Genomic DNA, 13,034 nt, shown 5'->3' on the forward strand with positions numbered 1-13,034 from the left:
ATAAAGAAGCGTTACGGGATTATAAAGCGTGGCTCGAAGCGCAAGGGATAGACACGCACAGGCTGTGCACGATGGGGGCTTCGGAAGGCTTGATGAGCCAATTTGCGGCTCGCCTCAAACAGGGGCGCAGTTGGAGTGCAGCCGGTGTAGAGGCGATGACCCAATGGATAATTGCCGACAAGGATCGGTTGGAGGTCAAAACGTGGTTTGGGCAATGGGTGCCGAACCGTGAAACAAACGGTTCGGGTCGTAAGGCTCTAGAGACCAAAACCCGTAAAAGGCTGACCAAGCAAATCGTAAATGATGTACGTGACAACATCCCCTATATGAAACAATCTTCAGGCACGATGATTCACCGCGCTTTGAAAGGGCTGATCGGTTTTTAAACATTTGAAGAGAGCTTACGCAAGAAGTCCAAGAAAATAGGAGAACGCTTTCAAATTGCATTGTACAAGAAAAGTGCCCACAAAAGCTTGACTGCATCTTTTCAAGTGTCTCTGTTGGTTTTTCCATCCGCGATATGTTAAATTTCAAAGAGATGAAAAACTTCCTTTTTGCCGACAATCAAGCGGGAAAGCAGCGGTATAATATAATGAGTAAATGCGGACAGAAACGGCCGATTTCGAACCGAGTGAGGGATGCCATTGTATACCTATATCATTTTCGATGTCGACGGAACGTTGATCAACACGGAAAAAGCGATTCTTCATTCTTTGCAGAAAACGGTCAAGGAGGAAACCGGGCGCGAGCTTTCCCTCGATGAGCTGGCTTTTGCGTTCGGCATTCCCGGCCACGAGGCGCTTCGGGTGCTGGAAGTTCCCGATGTCAACAGGGCGATGAAAAAATGGGTATCCCATATGTACGATTGGGCGGACCAAATCGAAATGTTTCCCGGCATTCCGGAGACGCTCGAACAATTGAAAAAGTCCGGAATGAAGCTCGGGATCGTCACTTCCCTCGCTCGAAAGGATTTATTGGACATTCTCGATCACTTTCATCTTACAGGGTTGTTCGACGGGATTATCACCGCTTCCGACACGGAAAAACACAAGCCCGATCCCGAACCGTTGTTGGCGTTTTTGCGTCAAGCCGGAATCGCCGCGACGGAGGCGCTCTACGTTGGGGACACCCTTTACGATCAACAGTGTGCGGAGGGCGCGGCCGTCGATTTTGCCTTGGCCGGATGGGGCGCCAAACATCCCGATGCGATCGGCGCGAAGCGCAAATTGCAACGTCCCGGTGAGATTTTGGCACTCTGTCAAGAAGGCAGTGAACCTTCATCCGCCAGAGGGACAAGCCAGTCTTGAGCCGTTGTCCGAACGGAGCACCAATCCGGGAAAACCGTTATCGCTTCCGATCCGGTAGTCAGCAAAGGCGCCACAATCACGGCGCTCAAGCAAGAAGGATTGAGAGAGCGGGAAGCGCGAACCGAATGGTTTGAGCCGAAGAGGATAAAAGGCTGAACTGCCGCGTTTTCATGATACGAATTCCAGTGAACGACGGGAGGGTAGAACGCATGCGGCAATATTTGTTTATCGATTTTGAATTTACGATGCCCGACAGCGATGAAGACCGCGCCGCATTCGTTCCGGAAATCATCGAAGCGGGTATCGTTTCGGTCGTCGGCGATGCCGTCCGCGACACGTTTTCCTCTTACGTCAAGCCCGTTTTGAATCCGACTTTGACAAAAAGATGCCGCGAATTTTTGGACATCACCCAAGAACAAGTCGACGGCGGGATCTCTTTTGAAACGCTCGTGGAAAAAATCAACGCTTATCTGAAAACCCGTCCGACGACGATCGTGACATGGGGCAATTCCGATCTCCACGTCTTGCAGGAAAGCTGCGGGCGCACACCGCACTTGTCCCTCCGTGATTTTGAAGCCTTGGATTTGGCGGCGGAATACAAGCGATTTTTCGGCGGCCATAATACGACGAGCCTCAAAAAAGCCGTCATGGAATACGTCGGCATCGGGTTCGACCAAAGGCACCGGGCGTTGGACGACGCGTTGGCGACCTATGAAGTGTTTAAACATTATCAGAAAGACCGGCGTTTCCTCAATAACGCCCCGAACATGACGATCGGCGATCGCTTGGACTTAACGAAGCTCTTTTCGCTTCTTGATCAGTAACGCGTCCTCGCCTGTCATGGCGCGGCCTAACCGAGTGTTAGGTCGTTTTTTTTTTGCGGGAAAACCGGCTTTGCGCGGTAGGCGGCCGGTTTTGTTTCTTTCTGAAGCGATCGCCTTGGCCTTTCGGTCAAGGTGGCCGGCGTCATGAATAAACTATTAAGGAAGCACCGCCCGCACGAAGCTTGGGGAGGAAAACTCAATGGCGATGAAACCTCCGATTCTGAATACCGGCGACACCGTCGGCATCGTCACGCTCGGCAGCCCTTTGGATCCGAACACCATCCAAGCCCGGATCGGCACGCTCAATCAAATGGGCTTTCGCGTTTTGGTCGGCAGGCACGCATACGACCAAACCGGCTTTCTCGCCGGAAGCGACGAAGACCGGGCCAGCGATCTGATGGCGATGTTCGAAAACGACCAAGTGAAAATGATTTTGCCGTCAAGAGGCGGGGTAGGCGTCGCCGGTCTGCTACGTTACCTTGATTTTGCCGCGATCCGAAGCCACCCGAAGATCATCACCGGCTATAGCGACCTCACCGTGCTCCTCAACGCGCTCTATCAATACGCGGACCTCGTCACCTTTCACAGTTTGTTATTGATTGATTTTCGCCCGGACACTCCGGATTACAATTACAGCCAATTTTTCGAAGCGACGATGTCTCTGACCGCGCCGCGGCCGATCGCCAATCCGGTTGACATGCCGATGCGCGGGATCGTGGCGGGCGACGTCATCGGCCCGATCGTTGGCGGCAATTTGACGTCCCTCGTCGGCACGCTCGGCACCCCTTATGAAATTGATACGGCTGGAAAAATCCTCTTTTTGGAAGAGACGGAAGAGCCGATCAATACCGTCTATCGATATTTGAATCACTTAAAGATGGCGGGAAAATTCGATGACTGCATCGGGATCATCATGGGCCAATGCACGAACTGTGCCGCGGCCTACGGATCCACTTACGACGACTTAATCCGAACCTTCCTCGTTCCGTTCGGTAAACCGCTCATGGCGAATTTGGCGAGCGGCCACGGCTATTATAAAGCCGCGATTCCGATCGGAGCGACCGTACGGATGGATGCGCGGAACCATCGGTTGACCGTCATGGAGCCGACGGTCTCCCCGACCGCGTAAGCAACCCAACCGATCTCAGATGTTCGCGCCTTCAAGAAGAACATGTTTTCCTGTTGCTAAAAATGAAAGCGGTATCATATAATCCGATTAAATAGAAGAAAAATTTTGATAAAAGGAGGCGTATGAGCATGGATGCGCACGGCATTCAACAAGTCGTCCAAAACAGCCGGCTCGTGTTCCCCGATCCGGAAAAGGAACGGTCGACCGCGCTCGGAAGCGGCGCAGCGTTTTATGCCTTGCTGAAGCGATCCCAGGAAGATCCGGATCGTTTTTGGGACGAGACGGCGCGCGAATTATTTTGGTACAAGCGGTGGGACGAAGTCAGGACCGGCGAACTGCCGCATTTTTCGTTTTTTAAAGGCGGCATCAGCAATCCGTGCTACAACATGCTGGATCGCCATGTCAAAAACGGCGGCGCCAACAAAACCGCTTTGATATGGGAAGGTGAGCGAGGTGAAACGAAATTTTATACTTACCGCATGCTGCTCGCCGAGGTGAACCGTTTTGCGAACGTCTTAACATCGTTTGGCGTCCGCAAGGGCGATCCCGTCGCCATTTACATGCCCAACCTCGCCGAAGCCTTTATCGCCATCCTCGCCTGTTTTCGCATCGGCGCGGTTTACAACACCATTTTTTCCGGGTTTTCCGAAAAGGCGCTGCGCGATCGTTTAATCAACTTTGAGCCGAAAGTCATCGTCACGGCGGATGCGGGTTTGCGCCGCGGACAAGCGATTAAATTGAAGGAAAAAGCCGACCGGGTCCTCCATGATCTGCCGAGCATCCGGTCGGTCATCGTCGTCGACCGCCTCGGAACCGCTCCCGACATGGTTGCCGGCCGCGATTATTGGTGGCACGACGTCATGAAACACGCGTCCATTCATTCGGAGCCCGCTCGTCTCGAAGCCAATGAACCCGGCATCGTCTTCTATACAAGCGGGACGACCGGCAAACCGAAAGGCGTCGTTCACGCCGGCATGGCGTTCGTCGTGCAAAACTATGTCTACGCCAAATATCATATGGATCACCGTCCGGACGACGTTTTTTGGTGCACGGCGGACATCGGTTGGTTGACGATGCACATTTGGGGGGTGGCAGGCGCGTTTTCCAACGGCGTGACGACCGTCATCTATGAAGGCGCCCCGGATTATCCGCTGCGCGACCGCTTTTATCAAATCATCGAGAAGTACCGGGTCAACAAACTTTTTACGGCCCCGACCGCGCTGCGCATGTTGCGCAGCCTCGGCGAAGCGGCGATGGAACCGTATGATCTGTCGTGTCTCGAAGTCATCGCGCTTGTCGGCGAACCGTTTGATCCGGAAACGTGGCATTGGACATACGAAAAACTCGGCAAAGGCCGGATTTGCGTCAATAACACGTGGGGTCAGACGGAAACGGCCGGCTGCCCGCTCGCCGGCGCGGCCTGGCTGACCGCGATGAAACCCGGTTCCGCCGGCCTTCCGTTTCTTGGGATCGATATTGATGTCGTTGATGACGACGGGCAGCCGCTGCCGGCCGGGACGCTCGGCCATCTCGTCATCAAAAAGCCGTTTCCGATGTTGTGCCGCAGTCTTTGGAAAGAGCCCGACCGCTATTATGAAACGTATTTCCGCCCGATCGAAGGCTGTTACTTCGCGAGCGATATCGCATTGAAAGACAACGATGGTTACTTTTGGGTCGTCGGCCGCTCGGACGACGCTTTCAACGTCGCCGGCCACCGCTTGAGCACGATGGAAATGGAAAGCGCGGTCCTGGAATGCGAAGGGGTGGCGGAAGCGGCGGTCATCGGCGTGCCCGATGAAATCAAAGGGGAGGTGCCGGTCGTCTTCGCGAAAGTCTCGCAAGGGCATGAAAAAACGGACGTTCTGAAAAACGCCATCGTTTCTCGCATCGTTTCGGCGATCGGCAAAATCGCGCGTCCGAGCGAAGTGTATTTCGTCGAGGCGCTGCCGAAGACGATCAGCGGAAAAATCATGCGCCGTCTCTTAAAAGAAATCGTCATCAGCGGCGACATCGCCAGCGATGTCACCGGGCTGGAAGACCCCGCAACCGTCGCCCACATCCGTGAAGTTGTCGCGTCCAAAGTTAAATAATTGGCCGCCGACGGGCGGCCGCTTTTCAAAAAGCGGCAGGACACTGCAACCCATCCGCATCATCGGCCGATCACACCGCCGCGTTTTCATCTTTGGAATAGCCTAGACACGGGAAATTTCATTCAGTGTTCGGAGATTTCCGTTTCGAACCCCATGGGCGCCGCACCATTATGCCATTTGCTCTGTTTCAACTGCTGTTTAATGTCTGTGATGAGCGATGGAACGACAAAACCCCGCCATGACGCGGGGCTTTTGATATGACGATTGTCCGTTTGTGCAGGGGAACGGACGGACCCTCGTTTACTTTTTCGTCAACGCGCTTTGCGAAGAATTGCCCGTTCGCTCATTCGGCGTGCCAATGTTGCTTGATAAAATCGTCGCGTCCGGACTCGCGGCGCTCTTGCGCATATTTCTCCGGATTTTTTTTGTAGAAATCCTGATGGTATTCCTCGGCGGGGTAAAACGTTTGGGCGGGCAAGATTTTCGTCACGATCGGCTTTTTGAAAATCCCGCTTTCCTCCAGCTTGCGCTTCGACTGTTCGGCGAGCGCTTTTTGTTCTTCGTTGTGATAAAAGATGGCCGTGCGGTATTGCGGTCCGCGGTCAAAAAATTGTCCGCCGTCATCGGTCGGATCGATTTGCTGCCAATAGATTTCGAGCAGGCGTTCATAGGGAAAGACATCGGGTTCAAAGGTGATTTGCACGGCTTCATAATGGCCGGTTTGCCCCGATTTCACTTCTTCATACGTCGGATTTTCTTTGTGTCCGCCCGTATACCCGGAGACAACCTTGATGATGCCGGGCATTTCATCGAACGGCTTAACCATGCACCAAAAGCATCCGCCTGCAAACGTTGCGAATTCCGTCTTTTTCTCCATCTCCACGGTTCCTTTCCTGATTAGAACTGAATTTATCTATAAGAATAGCACAACCGCGTTTGGCTTTCATGGATGATACACCGCAACCCGCACTTTCAGGAGAACGGCGTTCGGCAGGTTCATTCCATTTCAAACGGAATGCCTTTAATTGTAAATAAAAATGTTTTATGTTTATAACATCAATGAAACAAGAGAAGTTGATCGCTAGTGACGGATATCATGATTTTTTAAAGAACAGACAGCGCTGGCGGGAGAAGGGAGATTTAAAGGGAAAAACCTTTCAAGCCGGACAACTCGACAGGCAGCTCTCACCCAGGGTTCCAAAACGAAACAGCGCAAAGGGGAGGGAAAAATGAGAACAAGGAGACCAAACGGCCCGCTTCTCGATCTTGAAGATTACCGCGCGCTCGTTCATCTTGACGCACCGTATCCGAAATCGTTCGACGAGGCTTTGACGGATTCTGAGCGGGCCGCCATTATTGATGATTTATTGGATTATTTGCTGAATAGCGAAGGAATGAAAATACCGGAAAACCTGCAGGTGCCGATCGATAAACGGCTTTTATTGCGGGCGCTGCTCAACATTCGTGAGCCCGAACCGCTGCCGGACGCCTTTCTCAAGAAACTTGATCGGCTTCTTCAGGCCGAAATGGCTGAGCAAGGCATCGTCAGACCGGAGGATGTCCCGCCTTGCTCTGAACAGGTGCCCGCAGCCGTTGTCCATCACGCCGATAAAATGGCGCTTTGGACCGGGGATATCACGCGATTGGCCGCAGATGCGATCGTGAATGCCGCCAACAAATCGCTCCTCGGCTGTTTTCAACCGCTGCACGCCTGCGTTGACAACGCCATCCATTCGGCCGCCGGTCCGCAGCTCCGCCAGGACTGCTATATGATCATGAAAAAACAGGGCAGGGACGAGCCGACGGGTGGCGCCAAGATGACGCGCGCCTACAATTTGCCGGCCGCCTACGTCCTTCATACGGTGGGACCGATCGTGCCGGGCGGAAGGATCGTCGCCGATCAGCATCGCGAACGGCTCGCCGCCAGTTACCGGTCGTGTCTCGATTTGGCCTCCCGGGTGCGTGATATCCGCACCGTCGCCTTTTGCGCCATTTCCACCGGCGCTTTCGGTTTTCCTAAACGAGAGGCCGCGCGCATTGCGGTAAAAACCGTCGACGAATGGCTGGCGAAAGCGCCGGCACGCTTGGATCGCGTCATTTTCGTAGCTTATACGGAAGAGGACGCGAACGTGTACATCGATGCCATGCGCGCTGATTGGCAATAGAGGATCAAGAAGGTTGAACGAGCGTCCGTTTTCATGGGAGTGCAGTCTCGTTTTCATTGATGCGGCTTCGTTTTTGTCGAATGTATTTCTTCATGAAATAATCGAGCGGGAAAAGCAGGCAGCACAGAATGCCTGTTTTTTCGTACGGCCAGTTAAGAGGAGGATCGAGGATCGCTTCTGTTCAGACCGCATCATGGTCGGTTTTCCAGCGCGTTATGCTGACGTGGCATGAGTCGATGCCGAGATTTATTTTTTTCTTGAGGGAGAGGATTTTTGGCGATCGGCTTGTCCAATCGCGGATGATCGAGGAGGAATGCGACGGGATTTGGCGCAACTTTTAGGGATTAATTGTCGATACCGATGGTGCGTTTGATCCGCTGAATGTCTTTTCTAAAATTCCAATGATCTTGCCCGATGATGGCATCCAGTGTTTGGAACTTTTCCAAAAGCTGTTCTTGGTTTGTTTTTAACATCTGAATGTCCTCGGTATTTTTCGCAACCATTTCCGTGACATGAACGAGTTTTTTGTCAACGTCATCCAGGCGATTTTCCACATTTTCGAGGCGTTCGTTAACCTCATTGAAACGGTTATCGATGATGGCAAAGCGTTCGTCGATCTCGTCGAAACGCTTGTCGATGGTTGTAAAACGCTCATCAATCACATCGAAACGCTCGTCGATGGTGGCAAAACGCTCATCAATCTCGTCGAAACGTTTGTCGACAACGCCGAAACGCCGGTTCATGTCTTCCCGTAATCCGCCCACTTCTTTTTCAAGACGGAGCAACACATCCAAAATTTGTTGATTCTCCACGCTTTTTCACCCCCTTTGTTCCATTATAGTTTTATCGTTTTCGACTGTAAATGATCGTTGATCAAGTCCGACGATTCTTCCAATTGTAGCGGATTGCCTTATAATCGAAATAAGCCGATGCGGTTGCCGAAGACGGATAATCCAATTTTTAATGGTTTCGCGGTCGCTTGCCGGCCTTAGAAACCAGATAACACAGAGGTTGGATGCCGCTGCCCAATTAGCGCTTGTTTTAGTGCCGAAAAACGGGCTTGCAACACCCCGTAAATCATGTGGCAAATGTGCTAAAAAACCGGATCGCTGGAGACCGGCAGGCTTCTTTGGGAATACTTGATTCAACCATGTTTTTTCTACAGTTATCCCGACGAAAGGAGGGGCGCAGGGTGAAAAAAGGATACGCGTTGCTATTCGTCATCCCTATCGTTTTGATGACATTATGGGGATGCCAATCGGTCAGCCACGGGGCTGCTCCTTCCAATGGTGCTCCGAAAACGTCCGTCCCTCTTCGGTCGAAGCCATCACCTTATAAATCCACACTCCTCGATCATTATCAAGATGCAGACTACAACGTGAAACTGACATTAAGACAGGAGGCATCGACAGACCTCTCCTTAGTGATCACAAATTCGGGGAAAAAAGGCGTCGGATGCGGCGTCAAATATACGGTTGAAAAATGGGTGAATCGCCAATGGTATTCGCTTCCGTTTAAACCAAACGTCGCTTTCATAGAACTGGCTGTGTTATTGCTGCCTGGCAAAACCTATGATCAGAAGGTTGATTTTCAACTTTTGGACGAAAAATTGGCGCCTGGAAAATACCGGGTTGTCAAAACGCTCTCTCCCCATATTGTTTTGGCAAAGCCATTTGCCATTAACAAAGAAGGGATGATTGACGTTTCGGATTAAAGCCGATCCGACGGATACAAAGAGCGGGGGAACGGGTCGCGAGGCGTTTATGCTTACTGATTCACCCCAAAGCCCTTCAGTTCGTCTGGCATGCGGTACGCTCTGAGAAGTGTTATGCTGTTGATTAAGGAAATCCAAGGAGGGACATTCATGAAAATCGAGGTTTGGTCGGATTTTGTCTGTCCGTTTTGCTATATCGGAAAGCGCCGCCTGGAAACGGCGCTCGAAAATTTTCCGCACCGCGGCGAGGTTGAAGTGATCTACCGCAGCTTCGAACTGGATCCGACGGCCAAAAAGGGCGCGCATTCGGATATCCATGCGCTTCTGGCCGCCAAATACGGCATAAGCTATGAAGAGGCGAAGGCGATGAACGCGCGGGTCGGCGCGCAAGCTCAAGCGGTCGGGCTGACCTACCATTTTGATACGATGATTCCGACGAACACGTTTGATGCCCACCGCCTCATGCATTACGCCGCGCGCCAAGGCAAAATGGCGGAAATGACCGAGCGCCTCATGAAAGCGTATTTCACCGACTCCAAGGACATCGGCGATCACGAAACGCTGGCCGAACTGGCTGAAGAGGTCGGATTGGATAAAGCGGACGTTTTGGCCATGTTGAAAAGCGGCGACTTCGCCGATGACGTGCGGCAAGACGAACAAGAAGCGGCAGCGCTTGGCGTTCGCGGCGTTCCGTTTTTCGTCTTGAATCGAAAATATGCCGTATCGGGCGCGCAACCCCTTGAAGTTTTCGCCCAGGCGCTTGAAAAAGCTTGGCAAGAAGAACAGCCTCTTACCCTTTTGAATGATGGGGATGCGGACGATGCGGTCTGTGAAGACGGCGCCTGTCGGGTGCCGACGCAACCCGCTCAACCGGCCAAATAACGTTCGCGGATCCCGACTTTATATACCGAAGCCGCATGGGAAACAAATCGATGGCGGGTTGCCAATCCGTACCAAGTAACAATTGCGGTTCGGGTTTGGGAAAGAGCTCGAGGCTTTGAGTCGGCGCGAAACACTGAAAAATGTTCAAACCAACGAAATACCGGCTTTTGGAACGAATCCTTGTTTAATAATGGAACGTCCATCGGCGTTCCTTTTTTATTGATCGCGCTCCATTTTCTACCGGCTGGGCTTATGGATATCTCGCCGAAACACAATGAAACCCTCAAAACGGTGAAAACTGCGCGGACGAACGCCGATATTCATTTCATAAGGCGATAAAAAGACGAAAGCCCCGTGGCGATTCATAAAAATTGTGGTATGATTTTATAAGTTCAGTTTTGCTAGATTGCGAGGCGAATCACATCGTCGGACAACTTAGAAAGAAGTGACAGCACAGTTGGAAGTCTGGAAACGTAACTTGCTCGTGCTTTGGATCGGCAGTTTTCTCGTGTCCGCGAGCTTTTCGATGGTCATCCCGTTTTTGCCGTTATTTTTGCTGCAAATCGGCGTCACCCGCCACACCGAATTTTGGAGCGGCGCTTTGTTCAGCGCGGCTTTCCTCGCCGGCGCGATCGCTTCGCCGTATTGGGGGGCGCTCGGGGACCGGTACGGCCGGAAGCTGATGATCATCCGGGCCGGCTTTTTCCTGTTTCTCATCTATACGCTCACAGCATTCGTCACACAGCCCTATCAATTGCTGATTCTCCGGATCATGCAAGGGTTGCTCACCGGATTTATTCCGGGGACGATCGCATTGATCGGTACGAACACGCCGAGCAAGCGGGTCGGCTATGCGCTCGCCATGATCTCGACGGCGACGTCCGCCGGCGGCATCATGGGCCCGCTGCTCGGCGGGGGGATCGCGGCTCTCGCCGGCAACCGCGTCGCGTTCGCAAGCGCCGGCGTATTCGTTTTGATTTCGACCCTGCTTGTCATTTTATGGGTCAAAGAAGAAAAATTCGTTCCGAGCAAAGAGCGGAGTTCGATCTTGCGCGACGTCCGAACGACCGCCGCTAATCGGCCGTTCATGGCGGTGCTCGTATTAACCCTTGTGACGCAGTGCTCGCTCATGACGATCGAGCCCGTCCTGCCGCTTCATATCGCTAAACTGAGCGAATCGGCCGGCAATACGTCGCTGATCGCCGGCGCCGTGTTTTCACTCCCGGGCATCGCCAGCGTGCTTTTCGGCGCGCGCTGGGGAAAGCTGGCCGATCGCACCGGCTTTCATAAAGTGTTATTGATCGGGTTGATCGGAGGCGGCATCGGGACGCTCGCCCAAGCGTTGTGCGGAAACATTTGGAACTTTTCCATTGTCCGTTTTATTTTCGGAGCCTTTTTCTGCGCCGTTTTTCCCGCGATCAACGGCCTCGTCGTCAAATCGACGCCCGAAGATTTCCGCGGGCGCGCCTTCGGCCTGAGTCAGACGGCCAACCAGTTGGGCGGCATGTTGGGGCCGCTGGTCGGAGGGTTGATCGGCGGACTGTTCCCCGTTTCCACGGTCTTTCTCTTCACGGGGATCATGCTGTTGGCTTCGACCTTTTTGGTGTATCTTCCGAGGAAAATGGTGGCGGCGGGGCGATAAAACATTGGGGGTCAACCCGTTTCGCGCGGTCTTTGGATAGGGGGGCGCTGCGGCCGGCCGATCGGGTCGGTTTCTTCAGCGTCGAACAATTGTTGAATTACGCCATCCACTCCGGTTTTTTGGACGACGCGGAAAAGATTTCGCCCGTTCCAGGATGGCGGCCGTCATGGAAAGGTTCAACCGGAATCATTGCAACTGCATTTGCTTTAATTAAGGTTATAGAAAAATAAACTCCGTTTTTTAAGCGAGTTCAAAATGATACAATCCTGCCTGCTCGGCGCCGCATAACCATGGATAGTCCGGTCGACATGCGGACGCTGTGGTTTCCCATGCGAACCGCGGAGGTGTGAGGCCGATTTTTAACGTTTCCATCCATGGTTGTCATAAGCGGCTTGGCAGCGCGGGATGGAGATGTTATAATGAAACGGCACAAATTCATAAACTCCGTTTTTCAACGGGAGAGGTTCTTAGCTAACCCTCTATAAAAAACTAAGAAGGAGCAGCACTTCTTTCTTAGGGGTGTTGTTTTTTCTTTGGCCGAACAGGAGGAATCATTAATGTGGCGTGTTTTGATCTATCTATTGTCGATCGTGACGGCGAACGTCGTCACCGCCGCGTTTCCGCCGATCCATGTCGGCTTGTTCATCGTCCCGATGGGAACGCTGCTGATCGGCGCGACGTTCGTCTTTCGCGATCTCGTTCAAAATAAATACGGGCGAGTCAAAACGTATTATTTCATCGCGACGGCTTTGGTGTTGTCGGCCGTGATCTCGTTCCTTTTGGGCGATACGCTGTACGTCGTGCTCGCGTCGGCGTTCTCGTTCCTGCTCTCTGAATCGTCCGATACCGAAATTTACTCGCGCTTGCGCGTGTCTATGGCCTGGCGGGTTTTTTACAGCGGCTTGGTTGGCGGCCTTTTGGATTCCGTCGTCTTCGTCGTCATCGGTTTGAGCCCCATTGGCGCGAACTTCTTATCTTGGACGATGGTGCCGTTTGCCATCCTCGGCCAACTCGTTTTCAAAACGGCCGTTCAAGGGTTGGGCGCTGTGTTGATGGCTTGGCTCCATCCCGCATCGAGAGAACGCGTCACCGCCGATTGACGGTTCCGCCAAGCACTCGCAGCCTTGACACGGCGTCGCTTATCCTCTCAAACGAATCATAGAAATCCGGAGATTGCCCCCGCCGCAACGGACGGGGGTTTTTCGTTTCCGTCCCTGCACCGTGCATAAACAAGCGTTCCCGTTTTGGATCATATGGCGGAGCATGAACAACAAGCCTTCG

General features: G+C 52.8%; 12 protein-coding genes and 1 riboswitch. Of the genes, 10 read left to right on the top strand and 2 right to left on the bottom strand.

The window, feature by feature from the left end; translation table 11 throughout:
• From CCB157_RS05910 to CCB157_RS05930, 5 genes are all read left to right on the top strand, one after another.
• The coding region (locus tag CCB157_RS05910) for a UPF0236 family transposase-like protein (RefSeq protein ID WP_193432264.1) at positions 1–386 on the top strand (386 nt) is incomplete at its 5' end.
• A 258-nt stretch (positions 387–644) separates the two neighbouring features.
• On the top strand, positions 645–1,307 hold the full coding sequence (locus CCB157_RS05915; protein ID WP_158077227.1) for an HAD family hydrolase: 663 nt from the start codon (positions 645–647) through the stop codon (positions 1,305–1,307).
• Between the two features lie 209 nt (positions 1,308–1,516).
• Positions 1,517–2,131: a 3'-5' exonuclease KapD gene (gene kapD / locus CCB157_RS05920; protein ID WP_077614993.1), complete on the top strand. Its 615-nt coding sequence runs from the start codon at positions 1,517–1,519 to the stop codon at positions 2,129–2,131.
• A gap of 199 nt (positions 2,132–2,330) precedes the next feature.
• Positions 2,331–3,260 carry a S66 peptidase family protein gene (locus tag CCB157_RS05925; protein WP_077614994.1) on the top strand — a complete coding sequence of 310 codons (930 nt, stop codon included), beginning with the start codon at positions 2,331–2,333 and terminating at the stop codon, positions 3,258–3,260.
• A gap of 128 nt (positions 3,261–3,388) precedes the next feature.
• A complete protein-coding gene (locus tag CCB157_RS05930; protein ID WP_077614995.1) occupies positions 3,389–5,350 on the top strand; it encodes an acetate--CoA ligase in 1,962 nt (653 codons plus the stop codon).
• A 343-nt stretch (positions 5,351–5,693) separates the two neighbouring features.
• Here the strand turns inward: CCB157_RS05930 and msrA are convergent, their stop codons facing one another.
• Entirely contained in the window at positions 5,694–6,227 is a 534-nt protein-coding gene (gene msrA, locus CCB157_RS05935; protein WP_077614996.1) for a peptide-methionine (S)-S-oxide reductase MsrA, read from the bottom strand.
• Positions 6,228–6,579: 352 nt separating this feature from the next.
• On the opposite strand from msrA, the gene CCB157_RS05940 reads away from it, so the two are divergent.
• Complete coding sequence (locus CCB157_RS05940) at positions 6,580–7,515, top strand: protein-ADP-ribose hydrolase (RefSeq protein WP_077614997.1); 936 nt, start codon at positions 6,580–6,582, stop codon at positions 7,513–7,515.
• Between the two features lie 344 nt (positions 7,516–7,859).
• Here CCB157_RS05940 and CCB157_RS05950 read toward each other — a convergent pair whose 3' ends face one another.
• Positions 7,860–8,327 carry a hypothetical protein gene (locus CCB157_RS05950; protein ID WP_077614999.1) on the bottom strand — a complete coding sequence of 156 codons (468 nt, stop codon included), beginning with the start codon at positions 8,325–8,327 and terminating at the stop codon, positions 7,860–7,862.
• A 380-nt stretch (positions 8,328–8,707) separates the two neighbouring features.
• Between CCB157_RS05950 and CCB157_RS17250 the strand changes: the two genes are divergently transcribed.
• The 4 genes from CCB157_RS17250 to CCB157_RS05975 all read left to right on the top strand — a co-directional run bounded on the left by CCB157_RS17250 (position 8,708) and on the right by CCB157_RS05975 (position 12,853).
• The gene (locus tag CCB157_RS17250) at positions 8,708–9,229 is read left to right on the top strand and encodes an immunoglobulin-like domain-containing protein (protein ID WP_143286947.1); all 522 of its coding nucleotides are present in this window, start codon (positions 8,708–8,710) and stop codon (positions 9,227–9,229) included.
• Positions 9,230–9,379: 150 nt separating this feature from the next.
• Positions 9,380–10,111, top strand: a complete 732-nt coding sequence (locus tag CCB157_RS05960; RefSeq protein WP_077615001.1) for a DsbA family oxidoreductase — start codon at positions 9,380–9,382, stop codon at positions 10,109–10,111.
• Between the two features lie 457 nt (positions 10,112–10,568).
• Positions 10,569–11,753, top strand: coding sequence for an MFS transporter (locus tag CCB157_RS05965; protein WP_077615002.1), 1,185 nt, complete (start codon positions 10,569–10,571; stop codon positions 11,751–11,753).
• Between the two features lie 454 nt (positions 11,754–12,207).
• Positions 12,208–12,252, top strand: a riboswitch (PreQ1 riboswitch).
• A 58-nt stretch (positions 12,253–12,310) separates the two neighbouring features.
• Positions 12,311–12,853 carry a VUT family protein gene (locus tag CCB157_RS05975; protein WP_077615004.1) on the top strand — a complete coding sequence of 181 codons (543 nt, stop codon included), beginning with the start codon at positions 12,311–12,313 and terminating at the stop codon, positions 12,851–12,853.
• The last annotated feature ends 181 nt before the right edge of the window (positions 12,854–13,034 follow it).

The sequence above is a fragment of the Caenibacillus caldisaponilyticus genome (assembly GCF_002003465.1).
Lineage (GTDB): Bacteria > Bacillota > Bacilli > Bacillales > Sporolactobacillaceae > Caenibacillus > Caenibacillus caldisaponilyticus.

Excerpts from the sequence above, each read along its gene's own strand:
- kapD (WP_077614993.1), top strand. The coding sequence starts at position 1,517 with ATGCGGCAATATTTGTTTATCGATTTTGAATTTACGATGCCCGACAGC.
- CCB157_RS05925 (WP_077614994.1), top strand. The coding sequence starts at position 2,331 with ATGGCGATGAAACCTCCGATTCTGAATACCGGCGACACCGTCGGCATC.
- CCB157_RS05930 (WP_077614995.1), top strand. The coding sequence starts at position 3,389 with ATGGATGCGCACGGCATTCAACAAGTCGTCCAAAACAGCCGGCTCGTG.
- msrA (WP_077614996.1), bottom strand. The coding sequence starts at position 6,227 with ATGGAGAAAAAGACGGAATTCGCAACGTTTGCAGGCGGATGCTTTTGG.
- CCB157_RS05940 (WP_077614997.1), top strand. The coding sequence starts at position 6,580 with ATGAGAACAAGGAGACCAAACGGCCCGCTTCTCGATCTTGAAGATTAC.
- CCB157_RS05960 (WP_077615001.1), top strand. The coding sequence starts at position 9,380 with ATGAAAATCGAGGTTTGGTCGGATTTTGTCTGTCCGTTTTGCTATATC.
- CCB157_RS05975 (WP_077615004.1), top strand. The coding sequence starts at position 12,311 with ATGTGGCGTGTTTTGATCTATCTATTGTCGATCGTGACGGCGAACGTC.